Origin of the sequence: Kitasatospora sp. MY 5-36, from assembly GCF_001182915.1 — a bacterium.
Classification (GTDB): Bacteria; Actinomycetota; Actinomycetes; order Streptomycetales; family Streptomycetaceae; genus Kitasatospora.
In genome coordinates this window covers 1-3165 of the sequence record NZ_LFVW01000937.1, presented here as the reverse complement: position 1 = coordinate 3165, position 3165 = coordinate 1, and the positions used below count along the sequence as shown (strand labels likewise).

Below are 3165 nucleotides of genomic sequence, written 5' to 3'. Positions count from 1 at the left end.
GTCCGCGGACTCGGCTCGCTGCTGGCCGCGCTGCGCACCGCCCCCGCCCGGCCCCCGCTCAGTGCGCGGGACCTCGCCCGCGACCCGCAGCGCCTGTTCGCGCCCGGCTCGGACCTCGGCGCGCAGCTGCTGTCCGCGCTCGATCCCCGGCTGCGCGACGGCCTCTACCCCGCCTGGCGGCAGGTCGACCTGACGGCGCCGCTGGCCGTGCACGAGATCCAGGCGATGCGGGTGGTCGCCACCCCGTTCGGCGCCACCGCGCCGCTCAAGCCCGTCTACGGCACCGACGGCCGGATCGACCGCTACGTGGACTGGCCGCTCTCCGGCAGCACGCTGGTCAGCGTCCGGATCGCCTTCGACGACGCCGGCACCGTCCCGAAGACCGCCGACTTCACGTACGTCGAGGCGGGCAGCCTGGTGCACAGCGGGTTCTCGCTGCCGTGGGACCACACCTTCCCGTTCGGGCCGGGCCAGGTCAAGATCGTCACCACCGAGCCGCCCGCGTCGCCGACGCCGGCCCTGGGGGCCGCCGTACCCGCGCCCGCCCCGGAGCCCGGCGTCAGCGCCCAGCTGCTGGCCGAACTGCCCGAGCGCACGGTCTTCGTGTCCCGCCCCCAGGCCGACGGCCGCGTCCACGTGAAGGTCGAGGGCGGGCCCGGCCCCGCGCTCGACTACCAGCTCGACCCCGGCCAGGAGCGGACCGGCGAGTCCGGCGAGCTGAACGTCCGGGTGCACCGCTACGCCGGCACCGACCAGTCGGCGCCGGCCGTCGAGGTGGCCCTCACCACCAAGCTGCAGCCGGTCTCCGGCACGGTGCTCACCCTCGACGCCGTGTACGACCAGATCGCGCCCGGCAGTTGGGTGGTGATCCAGCGCCCCCGCAAGGGCCTCGACGGCGGCATCCCGGGCAGCCGCGACCTCGCCGAGGTCATCACCCGGGTCACCGACGTGCGTGTGGTCTCCCGCGCCGACTTCGGCATCACCGGAAAGGTCACCGAACTCTCCCTCCAGCAACCGTGGTTGGACGACCAGGACACCCAGCTCTCGCACCTGAGGGACGCCACCGTCTACGCCCGCGGCGAGGCGCTGCGGCTCGCCGACGAGCCCGTCACCGAGGACGTCCGCGGCGACCGGATCGAACTCGCCCGGCTCTACGACGGGTTGACCCCCGGCCGGTGGATCGCGGTCAGCGGCGAGCGGACCGACCTCCCGCACACCACCGGCGTCCGCGGCACCGAGCTGGCCATGATCGCCGGCGTCGAGCAGGGCGTCGACCCGCTCCTGCCCGGGGACACCGTCCGCACCACCGTCACGCTCAGCGCCCCGCTCGCCTTCCGCTACCGGCGCGACACCGTCCAGGTCCTCGGCAACGTCGTCCGCGCCACCCAGGGCGCCACCCGCGACGAGGCGATCGGCAGCGGCGACGCGGGCGTCCCCGGCCAGCGCTTCACCCTCTGGCAGTCGCCGCTCACCTGGCTGGCCGCCGACACCCCCGGGGGCGCGCGCAGCACCCTGGAGGTCCGGGTCGACGGGGTGCTCTGGCACGAGGTCGACAGCCTCACCGGACGCGGCCCGGACGAACGGGTCTACGTCACCGCGACCGCCGCCGACGGCCGCACCACCGTCACCTTCGGCGACGGCGTGCACGGCTCGCGCCTGGCCACCGGCCGGGAGAACGTCCGCGCCCGCTACCGGATCGGCATCGGCGAGAGCGGCAACGTCGGCGCCGGCCGGATCACCCAGCTCACCACCCGCCCGCTCGGCGTCTCCGCCGTCGTCAACCCGCTGCCCGCCACCGGCGGCGCCGGACCGGACGGACCGGGCCTGGCCAGGCGCACCATCCCGCTCGCCGTCACCGCCCTGGACCGGCTGGTCTCGGTGCCCGACTACGAGGACTTCACCCGCGCCCGGGCCGGCATCGGGCGCGCCAGCGCCACCCGGCTCTCGGACGGCCGGCGCGAGCTCGTCCACGTCACGGTCGCCGGGGTGGACGACATCCCGCTCGCCGCCGACTCCGACCTGCTCCGCACCCTGCGGTCCTCGCTCACCGCCTACGGCGACCCGCGGCTGCCCGTCCGGGTCGCCGTGCGCGAGCTCGTCCTGCTGGTCGTCGCCGCGGGCGTCAAGGTCGCCCCGGACCACTCCTGGGACCTCGTCGAACCGGCGGTGCGCCGCGCCCTGCTCGACCGGCTCGGCTACGCCGGACGCCAACTCGGCCAGCCCGCCCACCTGTCCGAGGTGCTCGCCGCCGCCCAGGCCGTCCCCGGTGTGGACCGGGTGGACGTCGACGCCTTCACCGGCGTGCCCGGCAGCCTCACCCCGGACGGCCTGGAGAACCTCGCCGCCCGGCTCGCGCGGCCGCAGCCGACGGTCCCGGCCCGGCTCGCCCGCTACGAGGAGCAGCGCTACCGGGTGCGGGACGCCGCCGGCGAGACGCTCACCGACATCGCCGCCCGCAACGGCGTCCCGCTCGCGGAACTGCTGCGCCTCAACCCGGCCGTCACCGACACCCGCCCGCTGCCGGCCGGCCGCGTGGTGACGGTGTTCCGCGGCATCCGACCGGCCCAACTCGCCGTACTGGCACCGGACCTGCCCGACACGTTGATCCTCAAGGAGATCCGCGGATGAACCAGCGCATCCATCGGAGGTGGGCATGACCAGGGACCCGGACGGGCTGCTGGAGCTGCTGCCCCAGTGGCACCGGCTGCGGGACGCCGACGCGGGCGAGCCGCTGCGCGCCCTGCTGGCCGTCATCGCCGAACAGGTCGACGTCGTCCGCGGCGGCGTCGACCAGGGCTACCAGGACTGGTTCGTGGAGACCGCCGCCGACTGGGCCGTCGCCTACCTCGGCGACCTGGTCGGCTACCGGATCCTGCCCGGCTACGAGGAGGTGCTCGCCACCGGCCTGCACGGCGAGGCCTCCGCCGAGCGGATCGCGGCCCGCGACCGGCTCGCCGCCCGGCTGGCGCCCCGCCAGGACGTCGCGAACACGGTCGCCAACCGCCGCCGCAAGGGCACCCTCGCCCTGCTGGAGGAGCTGTCCGCCTCGGTCGCCGACTGGCCGGCCCGCGCCGTGGAGCTGTCCCGGTTGCTCGCCGGCACCCAGCCGGTGCGGCTGCTGCGCCCGGACGAGGAGCCGGCCGACCGGCAGCGGCTGGGCCGGGG

1 protein-coding gene and 1 pseudogene are annotated in these 3165 nt (G+C 76.1%); both read left to right on the top strand.

The features are described from left to right. Window positions 1-2628 (top strand): putative baseplate assembly protein (locus tag AE652_RS38500; protein WP_049660072.1); only part of this gene is annotated, 2628 nt, incomplete at its 5' end. A 25-nt stretch (window positions 2629-2653) separates the two neighbouring features. After that, window positions 2654-3165: pseudogene (locus AE652_RS38495) on the top strand (hypothetical protein); the annotation flags it as partial.